Origin of the sequence: Rhodanobacter sp. Col0626 (assembly GCF_049994385.1) — a bacterium.
Taxonomy (GTDB): domain Bacteria; phylum Pseudomonadota; class Gammaproteobacteria; order Xanthomonadales; family Rhodanobacteraceae; genus Rhodanobacter.
Map to the genome: position 1 here is coordinate 2,849,218 of NZ_CP188260.1, position 12,767 is coordinate 2,861,984.

A 12,767-nucleotide genomic window follows, 5' to 3' on the forward strand; every position below is an offset into this window, starting at 1 on the left:
CGTCGGTGCTCGAGGGCTGCCTCATACTCAAAACTCGATTCGCTGCAGGCGCACCTGCGGGGCCAAAGCGTTAACGCTGGCGCGGGTGGCGTAGCCGGTTTCCTCGGCCAGCGCGTTGGCTGCACCGCAAGCCACGCCAAGGCGCAGGATTTCTTCCAGCGGCAAGCCGCGCGCGATGCCGACGGTCACGCCGGCCAGCAGGCAGTCGCCCGAGCCGACCGTGTTGCGGACGTCCGAAAGCTCGATCGCGGCGCGCCATGTTCCGCTGTCATCGACGGCCACGGCGCCCAGCGCGCCCATCGACACCACCGGCATCGCGACACCCCGCGCGTGCAGCTCGCGAGCGGCGGCCACGGCGGCATCCAGGTCGGCAATCGGCCGTCCAAACAGTTCGGTGATCTCGTCACGGTTGGGCTTCACCACGAACGGCTGGACCTCCAGCGCATGCCGCATCAGCGCACCGCCGGCGTCAACCAGGCAACGCTTGCCGGCATCGCGAACGTGGGCTGCCAGTTCGGCATAGATGGTCGATTCAAAGCCGCGTGGCAGGCTGCCGGAGAGAACGATCAGGTCGCTGTCCTCGACGCCGCGGCGGAAGGCGCGCAGCAGGGCTTCCTGTTGCGTGACGTCCAGCAGCGGACCCTGACCCAGGATTTCGGTGATCTGGCCGGTCGCGTCCTGCAGTGCGATACAGGTGCGCAGGCTGTCGGCAATCTCGATGCCATGAAACAACACGCCGCGCTCGCACATCTGGCGGCCGATCATGTTGCGATGGGCGGGGTCGACCAGGCCGATCAGTTGCACGCGTTCGCCCAGTGCGGCGATGGTCTGGGCCACGTGCAGGCCCTTGCCGCCCGGAGAAACCTGTTCGTCGAGTGCGCGACTCACCTCACCGGGGCGCAACGAATCGAGCCGGATGAACCGGTCGATCGCCGTGTTGAAACCGATGACCGTGATCACCGGACAGACGCCAACAGGGCTTCCACTTCCAATGCACTGGCTTGCGCCGTGGTGCCACCGGTGCCGCGCGTGGACAGGCTGCCGCAGGCACTGCCCCAGCGCATGCAGTCGTGCAACGGCAACCCGCGCAACCACGCATGCAGGAAACCGGCGTCAAACGAATCGCCCGCGCCGGTGCTGTCGACGGGATCCACTGCAAACGCCGGCACCTCATGCAGTCGCCCGTGGTCCAGACTGGCGCAGCCGCGCTGCCCGCGCTTCACCACGGTCAGTGTGTGGCCCAGGTCGAGCGCGCGCAGACCGTCCAGTACGTCGTCGTGTCCAGTGATGGCAGCCAGCTCCAACTCGTTGGGCAGGAACAGGTCGACTTCATTCAGCGTGTCGCGCAAGTCGTCGCCCCACGCCTGTTGCGGATCGAAACCGGGATCGAGCGAGGTGGTCAGGCCGGCCTTTCTTGCCCGCGCGAACAGCGCACGGCAATCCGGGCGCAGGGCGCGCTGCAGGTAGTACGAGGAAACATGCAGGTGGTCGGCGCCGGCCAGCAAGGCATCGCCGACGTCGTCGGCACGCAGCACGTCGATCGCGCCGGCGAATGTCACCAGCGCACGGTCCTGCGGCGTCGACAACGACGCAGTGACACCGGTGCGCAGGTTCGGATCCTGCTGCACCGAGGCCACGTCGATGCCGGCGCGGCGCAGCGCATCGAGACAGTGGTCGCCCCATGTGTCCGCGCCCACCTTGCCGTGGAAGCTGACCGGGTCGCCCAGCCGGGCCAGACCCATCGCGCAGATCATCGATGAACTGCCGGGCGTCATGCAGAAGTCTTCGGCCAACACTTCCCGGCCGGGGGTGGGTAGCGCCTGGCACTGCTTGAAGACCAGGTCGACGTTGATTTCGCCAACAATCAGGATCCGTTTCACACGCCCTCCTCGTGCTCATCGTTTGAGCCGCGCCCCTGATGCATCGGGAAATGTTCGACGACACGGGTGAGCACGCCTTGCGACGGTGTATCCGGCTTGCCGCCCAGCGACAGGCAGCGGAAAAACGCCAGCAGTTGCCCTACCGCGACATTCGCCAGCAGCGGCAACGCGCCATCGGCGGCATGCAGCTTCGGCAGCTCCATGGCGAGGTCATCCGGTCCCAGCCCGTCGGTGGCGATGCCTTCGCCCACCAACAGCCGGGTCATGCCCAGCTGCTTGCGCGACAACTCACGCAACAAGTCCACTTCGTACGCGCGCACGGCCGGATCCGGCGACAGGAAGCCGACCACCAGGGTCTGCTCATCGAGGCTGGACATCGGCCCGTGGCGCAGGCCGAGATAGGTTTCCGCTAGCGTGGTTACCGCACCGTCGGTCATTTCCAGCATCTTCAGTGCGGCTTCGTGGGCCGCGCCGAGCACGCCGCCGCTGCCGAGGTAGACAATCTTGCTGAACGCCCTGCCGGCCAGCTTCGCGATGGCGTCGGCCTGTTCGTCGAAGATGCACTGCACGCCACTGGCCAACCGCTCCACCGCGACCGTGACTTCTTCTTCCGGCCGTTGCAGCAGGCCAGTACCGGCCAGCAACAGGTTGGTGAAGCTGCTGGTCATCACCAGGCTGCGATCATTGGTGCGTTCGTCGAGCAGCAGCACACTCACCCGCGGATCGTCGCGGTAACGGGTAGCGAGCTTGCCGCTGGCGTTGCAGGTGATCACCAGATGCCGGTAGTCGGGTGCCTCGGCCAGCAGCCGGTCCACCACGGCGCAGCTTTCGGGGCTGTCGCCCGAACGGGCCAGGGAAATCAGCAGGCCGCTGCCCGGCGGCAGTACGCTGCGCCAATGGGTCAGCAAGGTGCCGGCGGCGATGGCCTGTGCCGGAATGCCCAGGCCCAGTTGCAGGCTGGGCGCCAGGCATTCGCCGATGTACATGGAACTGCCCGACCCGGTCAGCACGATGTGCTGTGGTCGCGGCTGCAGCGCGGCCAGCAGCGGCTCCAGCATCGATGGACTGCGCAGCTGGCTGGCGGTATCGGCCCAGGTCGCCGGCTGTTGCAGGATCTCGCGCAAGGTGTCGGCATAGCCGCGCGCCCGCTGCTCCGCCGGCGGCAAGGCCTGCAACGCCGACAGCTGGGCTGAAAATTTCGTTTGCTTGTTTATTATTGACATTTTGCCAGATACAATTGAATGTGAAAGTCCATAACCACAGAATCGAGAGTATTCGAAATGAAACAACACTTACAAGGGGTTTCGAACACTGACGGCAAGCTGTCCCTGCTGTCCCTTTCCCACGGCAAGCGCACTCGCCTGTGGCGACTGCTCTACGGTCACGGTCCGCGCAACGGCAGCCTGCTGGTGCTGCCGCTGGATCAGGGGCTTGAGCACGGCCCGACGGATTTCTTCCCGAACCCGCCGGCGGTGGACCCGGATTACCAGTTCCGCCTGGCCGTCGAGGGAAATTTCTCGGCGATCGCGCTGGGCATTGGCCTGGCCGAGAAGTACATGGGCGCGTATTGCGGGCAGATCCCGCTGATCCTCAAGCTCAATGGCAAGACCAACATTCCCAGCGACGCCGACGCCACGTCACCGCTCTTCGCCTCGGTCGAGGACGCGGTGCGTCTGGGCGCCGACGCCGTCGGTTACACGATGTATGTGGGCTCGCCACGCCAGCACGACGAATTCCGCCAGTTCGAGAAGGTGCGCCAGGACTGCGAGCGCTACGGCATGCCGTTGGTACTGTGGTCGTACCCGCGTGGCAGCGCCGTCAACGCCAAGGGCGGCACCAACACGTTGTATGCGCAGGATTACGCCGCGCGCGTTGCGCTGGAACTGGGTGCCGACATCGTCAAGCTGCACGAACCCAACGACAGCACTGCCAACGTACCGGCTCCGTACGACCAGTTGCAGGAAGACGCCGGCGCCCGCTGCGAGCGCGTGGTACGTTCGGCCGGCCGCACCATGGTGTTGTTCTCCGGCGGCGTGAAGGACGACGACGATGACGCGGTACTGCGCCAGGTCGAGTTCTACATGCAGTCCGGCGCCAACGGCGTGATGTTCGGCCGCAACATGTGGTTGCGACCGTTCGAACAGGCGCTGGCGCTGGTCCGTTCGGTACACGTGATCATGACGAAGTATCCGCGCTGAAGCAGGCAGGCGAGGCCTCCGATGAGTGACCGTTCCACCCGAATGCAACGCCCCATCCAGGCAGGGTGCCTGTGCTGCGCGCCACCCAGCGGCGCCGGCACGGTGCGCATCGAAAGCAGCAAGAATCCACTGCAGACCCAGGCTGCCACCGGTGGCAGCGAATTGCGGCTGAAGGACTTCCAGCCGCGCAGCATGCTGCACGTGCCGAAGACGCGCGTCGAGCGGCCGCGTTTCCCGGTGATCGACGTGCATGCGCACCTGAGTTGGTCGAGCAATGTGCGCAGCGGCATCTCGGTGGGCGAGGAGGTCACCCTGTTCGCCCAGCCCGAGGACCTGCTGCCGGTGATGGACCGCAAGGACATCCGCACGCTGGTGAACCTCACCGGCGGTATCGGCGCTGGCCTGGAAAAGAGCATCCGCAGCTTCGACCATTCTGCGCCGGGGCGCTTTCTCACGCTTACCGAGCCATCGTACGAACACTTCCCCGAGCCGAACTACGCGCAGCTGCAGGGCGACGCGATCGAGCATGCCAAGCGTGTCGGCGCGCGCGGCCTGAAACTGCTGAAGACCTTGGGCCTTTACTTGCGCGAACGCGTCGACGAAGGCCCGCTGGTGGCCGTGGACGACCGCCGCTTCGATCCAATGTGGGAGGCCTGCGCGGCGCACGACATGCCGGTGTTCCTGCATGTCTCCGACCCGGAAGCATTCTTCCTGCCCACCGATGCCAGCAACGAGCGTTACGAAGAACTTAGCAACCACCCGGACTGGTCGTTCTACGGCCCGGAGTTTCCCGGGAATGCCGAGTTGCTCGCCGCGCGCGACCGTCTGATCGCGCGCCATCCGAAGACGACCTTTGCCCTGCTGCACGTCGGCAACAACGCGGAAAACCTGGCCGCAGTCGCCGCCTGCCTGGATCGTTTCCCCAATACCGTGATCGACATCAGCGCGCGTATCGGTGAACTGGGCCGGCAGCCACGCAACGCGCGACGTTTCTTCGACCGCTATCAGGATCGCATCCTGTTCGGCACCGACGCCGTGCCCTCACCCTACGGCGACGACGTGCCGCAACAGTTGTTCGGCGATGAGCTCTACGAGATCTACTACCGTTTCCTGGAAACCGATGACGAGTACTTCGACTATGCGCCGGCTCCCGCGCCGCCGCAGGGACGCTGGTCGATCTACGGATTGGCACTACCAGACGAAGTGCTGCGCAAGGTTTACTATGACAACGCCGCCCGACTTCTGAATATCGACTCATGAGTGAAACCCCCGTTACCTCCCACCGACTGCTGGTCGGAGAACGCCGTCGTCTTATCGTCGAACTGGTCGAACGTCAGGGACGCGCCACGGTGGAGGAGCTGGCGAACAAATTCGGCACTTCCGCGGTCACGATTCGCGCTGATCTCGATGCGCTGGCGCGCAATTCGGCGATCGTGCGCTCGCATGGCGGCGCACTGCCGTCGGCGAACGACACACCACTCAACATCAAGGAAACCCGTTGGCACGCGCAGAAGCTGCGCATCGGCCAGGCGGCGGCAAGGATGATCCAGGACGGCGAAACGATCATCCTGGATTCCGGCTCGACCACGGTGGAGATCGCCCGGCAGATCCGTCAGACGAAGTTCGAATCGCTGACCGTGATCACCAATGCATTGAACATCGCGATGGAGCTGTCCGGACTGTCGCAGGTTCGCGTGATGATGCTGGGCGGCATGTTGCGGCAAACGTCGTATTCGCTGGTTGGCCCGGACGCCGAGCAAGCGCTGGCAAAGCTTTCCGCCGACCGGTTGTTTCTCGGCGTCGACGGGCTCGACCCCGAGGTCGGCGTAACAACGCCCGATCCGCTCGAGGCCGCGTTGAATGCGTTGATGATCCGCGTTTCGCGCCAGACCATCGCCGTGCTCGATGCGAGCAAGCTGGGCCAGCGCAGCCTGTCGGTGATCACGCCGGTTCGGAACCTCGATATCGTGATCAGCGACAACAGCGCACCGACTGAAACGGTCGAGGCGCTGCGTGCCGCAGGCGTGCAGGTCGTACTGGTCTGACCGCGGCGTTCGCCGTCAGAAGCCCAGACGAAAATTCGCCGTCGCCATCTTCGCCTGCTGCCGCTGGCCGAGATACTGGTCATAGCCCAATTGCAGGCTCGCACGCGAGGTCATCTGCCAGCCCAGGGTGGTGCCGAGCACGCCGCCATAACGCGACAGGCCGACGCCGCCAAGCGGGGCGTACTGGTTGATTCCGCTGAGGCTGGCATCGAATACCTCGCCACGCAGACCGAACGATTGTTGCCACAGCATCCGCCCCTGCAAGCTGAGGCGGCCGACGCCGGCCAGCGCCCAGCTGTGCGTGGCACGCAGGCCCGCGCCTGCCTGCCAGCGCTCGGTGCTCTGCGTGCCGGATTTCAGACCGAAACCGTACGCACCCACTTCGTTGAAACCGTTGCGCTGGATCTGCGCGTACTGCAGGTTCATGTACGGAGTGAGTTGCGTGCGTCCGAGCGACAGCCGGTAGCCACTCTCGCCGTACGCCACGCCATAACGACCGTTTCCATCACTGGCCACGCCGGCAAACTGGTCGCCCAGTTCGAGTTGTCGGCGCATGGTTTCTCGATAATTGCCGAAGCCGAAGCGCCCCATTGTGTACCACGAGCCCCGAATCACGCCGCCATACAGCATGCCTTCCAGCGCGTGGCTGCGGCCCTGATCGGCGCTTTCGGCCAACCGCCCCAATCCCTGGCTCTGGCTGAACGCGTATCCGGCGATGCCGTTGCTGCCGACGCGATAATCCTGGCCAACCAGCAAACCGCCAAGGTCATAGCCGACATTGCTGTAACCGCTGCGCGACATGCCTCCGTGATAACCGAGATTCTGCGTCCAGCCACCGGCTTTCGGCGCGTCAAGCAAGCTGTCGAAGCGATCAGACAACGCCCGCGTGCCGGCATCGATCGCCTCGAACGTCATCGCGGCGCTGGCGGCATGCAACTGGCCAGAGAGGCTTTCCAGTGAGCGCTGCATGACCTCGTTGGAAACGGCATGCTGCAGGCTCGCCGCGCCAGCAATAAAGCTTGCGCTGGCTGGTGCGCCGCTGGCGGTACCCTGCAATTGGGTGTTGATCTGCGCAAAGGCGCTCTGCGTTCGCTGCGCGGCGCCGTAGCTGGCGGCGGTGTATGGCAGCCCCTGGATCTGGCTCAGGTTCACCTGTTGCACATCGAGCCAAGCGCTGTTGGTGTCGTAATTCAGCGTCGCATTCAATGCCACGCTGGGCGCTGTGTCCAACCCCGAAAATGTTCCCGTCAGACCACCATCGGCGCTCAACACGGTCGTATGTGAATTGAGGGTGTAGTCGGCATTGGCGCCGTACACATAGAGGTCTCCACCAGACAAGGTGGCCGTGCCATTTACGAACAACTGCGACCCCAGCGATACCGCCATTCGCCCGTTGCCTTTCTGCACGTAATTGCCACTTACATTGACGTTGCCTTGGCTGACCACCAGCACGCCGGCGTTGGTCAGGTTGTTGTAGACCGTGAAGCCACTGGGATTCTGCGGCCAGGAGACGGCCGCTAGCGTGCCCTGCGCGTCAATCTCGACGGGGCTGCTCAACGAAACCACGCCCAGCGTGCCACCCTGCACCTGGGTGAGGCCGGTGTAGGTATCGCCCAGATAGAGGTTGAGCGTACCCGGACCCTGTTTGACCAATCCGCCGGCGCCGGAGATCGCGTTGCCCCAGGTCGAGGTACCGCTGAAGTTGACCGTCACGTCACCCCAGTCGAACTTCGCCGGTCCGTTCACCGCCTTGCCGGCATCCAGTTCACCGTAACCGAATACCGGGTCCACACCGGGAGCGCCCAGGTCGTCGGCGGTGCCCAACAAGGTCTGCCGCACCAGGTCGTTGCTGAAATACGGGTATGCCTGCCATACCAACGCGGCCGCGCCCGATACCTGCGGTGCCGAAAACGAAGTACCACCGGCGTACCCGTATTTCAGACTATCGGGTACGTTGGCGTTGGCGTCCTTGTCGAGGAAAACGACCTCACCGGGTGCGGCAAGGCAATAGTCCATGGCCTTGCCGCAGGCATTCGAATAGCTGGCCAACTGGGTTGGATGATTGCTGTCGACAGCGACAGCCACCAGCCAGCCCGCTTCCAGCTTCGGATCCAGGCTGGGCAATGCGGCGATGTCACTGGGATCGCTTCGGGATTCGTTGCCGGCCGCGAACACGACCAAACCGCCGTGTTGCACGACGAACGGCTCGTAGGCCTGCGCGAAAGCCTGGTTGATCGAGGCGTTGCCGGTATCCCAGTAGATGCCGCCCCAGGAGTTGTTCATCACCTGCACACCCGCCTTGATCAGCGCCGGGTTGAGCGTCTGGGCGAAGAAGTCGGCATCGGCGGCGGTCACCGCATTGCCTTGGCCGGTGCCGTCGTCGGTGGGCTCGACGTCGTTGATGATGCGGGCAGAAACCAGGCTGGCACCGGGCGCGATGCCGCCGGGAAACTCGTCGAAGGCCTGGCCGGCGGCGATCTGCGAGACCCAGGTACCGTGGCCCACCACGTCATCGATCGCCGTGTTGTTGCTGGTTGGATCGACGTAGATCAACTCTTGCTTGACCCGCCCGGCCAATGTCGGGTGATTGCGCATGATGCCGCTGTCCACCACGCCAATCGTCACCCCTGCGCCGGTGTAACCCAGGTCATGTGCTGCATCGGCGTGCGTGACCGTAAGCTGGACGTCCACCGGCGGCTGTGGCGGGGTGGGCGTCGTGGGTGGCGGTGATGTCGGTGGGGGTGTCGGGCGGACGTTGCTTCCACCACCACCACCACCGCCGCAGGCACTCAGGCCCAGCGCCATGGCCACCAGCCACGCCAGATCACGGCGTCGCAACCCCGAGTCGATCTTTTTCATCATGTTGTCCCCCGTGCGCATTCCCTTCGCGCATCAGCAGCATACCGATACGCCGCGATGCTTCCCTACCATGCATTCTGGCACAACGAAAATCCAATGAAACAGGGCGCAAGTCGCAGCCCGCTACGAAATCTCATCGTTTGCCGACATTCGTGGCGGGCTGCGATAATTCCGGAGTTATCTGTCAGGCGTTCGCGCCCCTTCACGTCTTCAAGCGGAGTTACCCCATGTCGGATGTCAGCGTAGTCATCGTCGGCGCCAAGCGCACGGCCATCGGCTCCTTCCTCGGCCAGTTCACCGGCGTCCCCACCCCGAAACTCGGCGCCACGGCCATCCGCGCCGCGCTGGAACAATCCGGCGTGGCTCCAGCCGACGTCGGCGAAGTGATCATGGGGTGCGTGCTGCCTGCCAACCTAGGCCAGGCACCGGCGCGACAGGCCTCGCTGGGCGCGGACCTGCCGGCCAGCACGGGTTGCACCACGATCAACAAGGTGTGCGGCTCCGGCATGAAGGCGATCATGCTGGGCCATGATCTGATCAAGGCCGGCTCGGCGACCGTGGTGGTGGCCGGCGGCATGGAATCGATGACCAATGCACCGCACATGGTGCAGGCGCGCACCGGCATCCGCTATGGCGACGGCCAGCTAGTCGACCACATGGCCTGGGACGGCCTGACCAATCCGTACGACGGCAAGGCCATGGGCGTGTTCGGCGAACTGTGCGCGGACAAGTACCACTTCACCCGCGAAGAGCAGGATGCCTTCGCGATCGAATCGGTCAAACGCGCGCAGGCGGCGCAGCAGAACGGAGGGTTCGCGGGCGAGATCGTTCCGGTGACCGTCAGTGGCCGCAAGGGTGACGTGGTTGTCGATACCGACGAACAGCCGGGTCGCTCAGACATCGCCAAGATCCCCACCCTGCGCCCGGCCTTCTGCAAGGAAAACGGCACCATCACCGCCGCCAGTTCGTCCAGCATTTCCGACGGCGCCGCCGCGCTGGTGTTGCTGTCGGCTGACGATGCGAACAAGCGTGGCCTCAAGCCGCTGGCACGCATCGTCGCCCATGCCACCCATTCGCAGGAGCCCGAATGGTTCACCACCGCACCGGTCGGTGCGATCCAGAAAGTGCTTGACAAGGCAGGCTGGAAAGTCGACGAGGTCGATCTGTTCGAAATCAACGAGGCATTCGCGGTCGTCGCGATGACCCCGATGAAGGAGCTTGGCATTGCGCACGACAAACTCAACGTCAACGGCGGCGCCTGCGCGCTGGGCCATCCGATTGGCGCCAGCGGCGCCCGTCTGGTCGTGACCCTGCTCAATGCATTGAAGACACGCGGCCTGAAGCGCGGCGTTGCCGCCTTGTGCATTGGCGGTGGCGAGGCAACGGCGATAGCCGTGGAATGCGTGGACTAAGATCTTCAACCGGCATTGAATGACCAATGCATGATATTCACATGACGGCTGGCTAAATCGGTTTTTAATACGCGCTGAAGTGCCGCCATAAAGATGTGGCGCAATTTCCACGAAAGCGCTATTAATACACGGCCAAACGGCATTCCACGGCAAAGGAGATCCACCATGAAGTTTACGCGTACCCTTCTCGCCTCCGCGCTTGTCGCGTTGCTGGCGGCTTGCAGCAACGGCGCGCAGGATTCCGCGCAGGACGCCCAGAAGTCGGCTGACACGGCTCAGCAGGCTGCTGATACGGCGCAGCAGGCTGCTGCCCAGGCACCGACCACGGACGCAACCCAAGCTGCTGATCAGGCCAAGACCGCTGCCGATGCAGCCGGTCAGGCTGCTGACCAGGCTCAGCAGGCTGCTACCTCGGCTTCCGCCGCCCCGGCTGCCAGCGGTACCGCTGTCGACCAGGCCAAGGACGCTGCCAACAATGCAGCCGATCAGGCTGGCAAGGCTGCCGACGCTGCCAAAGACGCTGCCGGCAATGCGAAGGACGCCGCCGACAAGTCAAAGGATGCCATGAAGGGGCATTGATCCTCTTCTGGTTTCCAGGAAAACGGCCGCCTCGTGCGGCCGTTTTTTTTGCCTGGCGTCCATCGATCTTCCCATGATTTTGGCTACCGGCCGCGGACCGCTATCATCTACGGTTTGGCCGTGACCGCGGCCCCGCAACCGCGAGCCCAATCCATGAGCGTCATTGCATCGCAGATCGATCCACGTTCACCCGAATTCCAGGCCGGCAGCGCCCAGTTGCGCGCGGTAGTCGACGATCTGCAACGCGAACTGGCCCGCAGCGCTGAAGGCGGCGGCACCAAGGCACGCGAGAAACACGTGGCTCGCGGCAAGTTGCTGCCCCGCGAACGTATCCGGGCGTTGCTTGATCCAGGCTCGCCGTTCCTGGAGCTGTCACCGCTGGCAGCGCACGGGATGTACGAGGACGCGGCGCCGGCCGCGGGACTGATCACCGGCATCGGCCGGGTCAACGGCATCGAAGTCGTCGTCGTCGCCAACGACGCCACGGTCAAGGGCGGCACCTATTTCCCGATGACGGTGAAGAAGCACCTGCGCGCGCAGGAAGTGGCGTTGGAAAACCGCCTGCCCTGCGTCTATCTGGTCGACTCCGGCGGTGCCTTCCTGCCGCTGCAGGACGAGGTATTCCCGGACAAGGAACACTTTGGCCGGATCTTCTACAACCAGGCACGGATGTCCTCGCTCAATATCCCCCAGATCGCCGTGGTGATGGGCTCATGTACCGCCGGCGGCGCCTACGTGCCGGCGATGAGCGACGAGACCATCATCGTGCGCGAACAGGGCACCATCTTCCTCGGCGGTCCGCCGCTGGTGAAGGCTGCCACCGGCGAGGTAGTGGACGCCGAGACGCTCGGTGGCGCGGACGTCCATACGTCCATCTCCGGCGTGGCCGACCATTACGCCGAGAACGATGCGCACGCGCTGTCGATCGCCCGCGACATCGTGGCCCATCTCAACCGCAGCAAGGCCATGCCGCTGGCGCTGCGCGCGCCGGTCGAGCCGAAGTATCCGGCCGAGGAACTGTACGGCGTGATTCCGCAGGACACTCGCCGCCCGTTCGACATCCGCGAGGTGATTGCGCGCATCGTCGACGGCTCGGAGTTCCACGAGTTCAAGGCCCGCTACGGCAAGACCCTGGTCTGCGGCTTCGCGCACATTCACGGCTACCCGGTCGGCATCGTCGCCAACAACGGCATCCTGTTCGCCGAGAGCGCGCTCAAGGGCGCGCACTTCATCGAGCTATGCAACCAGCGCAACGTGCCGCTGGTATTCCTGCAGAACATCACCGGCTTCATGGTCGGCAAGAAGTACGAGCAGGCCGGCATCGCCAAAGATGGCGCCAAGATGGTGACCGCCGTGGCCTGCTCGCACGTGCCGAAGTTCACCGTGGTCATCGGCGGCAGCTTTGGTGCGGGCAACTACGCCATGTGCGGTCGTGCCTACGGCGCACGCTTCCTGTGGATGTGGCCGAATGCGCGGATCAGCGTGATGGGTGGAGAGCAGGCGGCGTCGGTGCTGGCAACGGTGAAACGCGATGGCATCGAAGCCGCCGGCAAGACCTGGAGTGCCGAAGAAGAAGAGGCATTCAAGGCGCCGATTCGCGACCAGTACGAGCGTCAGGGTCACCCCTATTACGCCAGCGCGCGGCTGTGGGACGACGGCATCATCGATCCGGCCGACACCCGCCGGGTGCTGGGCCTGGCGATCTCCGCGTCGATGAACGCGCCGATCGAACCGCAGCGTTACGGCGTGTTTCGCATGTAATCTGCGCGCAGGCCCGTCCCCGACGGGCCTGCG

At 64.5% G+C, this 12,767-nt stretch carries 10 protein-coding genes; 6 read left to right on the forward strand and 4 right to left on the reverse strand.

Annotation, left to right across the window (positions count from 1 at the left end; genetic code table 11):
• Window positions 1-27: 27 nt before the first annotated feature.
• Genes ACPPVV_RS12325 through ACPPVV_RS12335 form a run of 3 tightly spaced genes read right to left on the reverse strand, consistent with a single transcriptional unit; the run spans window position 28 to window position 3,103 of the window.
• Window positions 28-960, reverse strand: coding sequence for a 1-phosphofructokinase family hexose kinase (locus ACPPVV_RS12325; protein WP_426700185.1), 933 nt, complete (start codon window positions 958-960; stop codon window positions 28-30).
• Window positions 957-1,880 carry a carbohydrate kinase family protein gene (locus ACPPVV_RS12330; protein ID WP_426700186.1) on the reverse strand — a complete coding sequence of 308 codons (924 nt, stop codon included), beginning with the start codon at window positions 1,878-1,880 and terminating at the stop codon, window positions 957-959. The genes ACPPVV_RS12325 and ACPPVV_RS12330 overlap by 4 nt, the downstream gene beginning before the upstream one ends.
• Complete coding sequence (locus tag ACPPVV_RS12335; RefSeq protein WP_426700187.1) at window positions 1,877-3,103, reverse strand: SIS domain-containing protein; 1,227 nt, start codon at window positions 3,101-3,103, stop codon at window positions 1,877-1,879. Before ACPPVV_RS12335 ends, ACPPVV_RS12330 begins: the two co-directional genes overlap by 4 nt.
• A gap of 57 nt (window positions 3,104-3,160) precedes the next feature.
• Between ACPPVV_RS12335 and ACPPVV_RS12340 the strand changes: the two genes are divergently transcribed.
• Genes ACPPVV_RS12340 through agaR form a run of 3 tightly spaced genes read left to right on the forward strand, consistent with a single transcriptional unit; the run spans window position 3,161 to window position 6,123 of the window.
• The gene (locus tag ACPPVV_RS12340) at window positions 3,161-4,078 is read left to right on the forward strand and encodes a class I fructose-bisphosphate aldolase (RefSeq protein WP_426700188.1); all 918 of its coding nucleotides are present in this window, start codon (window positions 3,161-3,163) and stop codon (window positions 4,076-4,078) included.
• A gap of 21 nt (window positions 4,079-4,099) precedes the next feature.
• A complete protein-coding gene (locus ACPPVV_RS12345) occupies window positions 4,100-5,338 on the forward strand; it encodes an amidohydrolase family protein (protein ID WP_426700189.1) in 1,239 nt (412 codons plus the stop codon).
• Window positions 5,335-6,123: a transcriptional repressor AgaR gene (gene agaR, locus ACPPVV_RS12350; protein ID WP_426700190.1), complete on the forward strand. Its 789-nt coding sequence runs from the start codon at window positions 5,335-5,337 to the stop codon at window positions 6,121-6,123. The genes ACPPVV_RS12345 and agaR overlap by 4 nt, the downstream gene beginning before the upstream one ends.
• A gap of 15 nt (window positions 6,124-6,138) precedes the next feature.
• Here agaR and ACPPVV_RS12355 read toward each other — a convergent pair whose 3' ends face one another.
• The gene (locus ACPPVV_RS12355; protein ID WP_426700191.1) at window positions 6,139-8,982 is read right to left on the reverse strand and encodes a S8 family serine peptidase; all 2,844 of its coding nucleotides are present in this window, start codon (window positions 8,980-8,982) and stop codon (window positions 6,139-6,141) included.
• A 227-nt stretch (window positions 8,983-9,209) separates the two neighbouring features.
• Between ACPPVV_RS12355 and ACPPVV_RS12360 the strand changes: the two genes are divergently transcribed.
• The 3 genes from ACPPVV_RS12360 (at window position 9,210) to ACPPVV_RS12370 (ending at window position 12,734) form a co-directional block, all read left to right on the forward strand.
• Window positions 9,210-10,394 (forward strand): acetyl-CoA C-acyltransferase, encoded by a 1,185-nt coding sequence (locus tag ACPPVV_RS12360; RefSeq protein WP_426700192.1) that lies wholly within the window; start codon window positions 9,210-9,212, stop codon window positions 10,392-10,394.
• Between the two features lie 165 nt (window positions 10,395-10,559).
• On the forward strand, window positions 10,560-10,973 hold the full coding sequence (locus ACPPVV_RS12365; RefSeq protein ID WP_426700193.1) for a hypothetical protein: 414 nt from the start codon (window positions 10,560-10,562) through the stop codon (window positions 10,971-10,973).
• 153 nt (window positions 10,974-11,126) lie between these two features.
• Entirely contained in the window at window positions 11,127-12,734 is a 1,608-nt protein-coding gene (locus ACPPVV_RS12370; protein ID WP_426700194.1) for a carboxyl transferase domain-containing protein, read from the forward strand.
• The last annotated feature ends 33 nt before the right edge of the window (window positions 12,735-12,767 follow it).

Coding starts and splice junctions, on each gene's coding strand:
- ACPPVV_RS12340 (WP_426700188.1), top strand. CDS start 3,161: ATGAAACAACACTTACAAGGGGTTTCGAACACTGACGGCAAGCTGTCC.
- ACPPVV_RS12370 (WP_426700194.1), top strand. CDS start 11,127: ATGAGCGTCATTGCATCGCAGATCGATCCACGTTCACCCGAATTCCAG.
- ACPPVV_RS12345 (WP_426700189.1), top strand. CDS start 4,100: ATGAGTGACCGTTCCACCCGAATGCAACGCCCCATCCAGGCAGGGTGC.
- agaR (WP_426700190.1), top strand. CDS start 5,335: ATGAGTGAAACCCCCGTTACCTCCCACCGACTGCTGGTCGGAGAACGC.
- ACPPVV_RS12365 (WP_426700193.1), top strand. CDS start 10,560: ATGAAGTTTACGCGTACCCTTCTCGCCTCCGCGCTTGTCGCGTTGCTG.
- ACPPVV_RS12355 (WP_426700191.1), bottom strand. CDS start 8,982: ATGAAAAAGATCGACTCGGGGTTGCGACGCCGTGATCTGGCGTGGCTG.
- ACPPVV_RS12335 (WP_426700187.1), bottom strand. CDS start 3,103: ATGTCAATAATAAACAAGCAAACGAAATTTTCAGCCCAGCTGTCGGCG.
- ACPPVV_RS12360 (WP_426700192.1), top strand. CDS start 9,210: ATGTCGGATGTCAGCGTAGTCATCGTCGGCGCCAAGCGCACGGCCATC.